The 385-nt window shown below is 74.0% G+C and carries 1 pseudogene; it reads left to right on the top strand.

Features of this window, described 5'->3' with window-relative positions:
• Positions 1 to 385: pseudogene (locus J5F18_RS17185) on the top strand (HTH-type transcriptional regulator MalT); the annotation flags it as partial.

The following is a 385-nucleotide window of genomic DNA, read 5'->3' as shown; positions in this document are numbered from 1 at the left end:
CCGAGGAGCCCGAGGCGCTGGCGGCACTGGTCGAAACGGAGGGCCCCTACCTGCTGGCCAATGGCCACTTCGCCCTGCTGGCCCGGGCGCTGGCGGTACTCGGCGAGCCGCGCCTGGTGACCTCGCCGCGGCTGACCCTGATCCACGGCTGGGTCAGCCACACCCAGTACCAGTTTGCGCGCACCCGCCAGGCCATCGACTGGATCGAGGCCCAGCTCGAGGCGCCTGACTGGCAGGCCCTGGCCGCCGAGTTCGCCACCCTGCGGGCGCAGCTCGCCATCAACCAGGGCGATGCCGACCGCGCCGCCCCTCTGGCCGAACAGGCGCTGACCCTGCCGGCCCGCTACCTGGCGGCCACCCCGGTGACGGCAGCGGCGATCCTGGC

It is taken from the genome of Halomonas sp. BM-2019, assembly GCF_017584085.1.
This window is presented reverse-complemented; position numbering and strand designations above follow the sequence as displayed.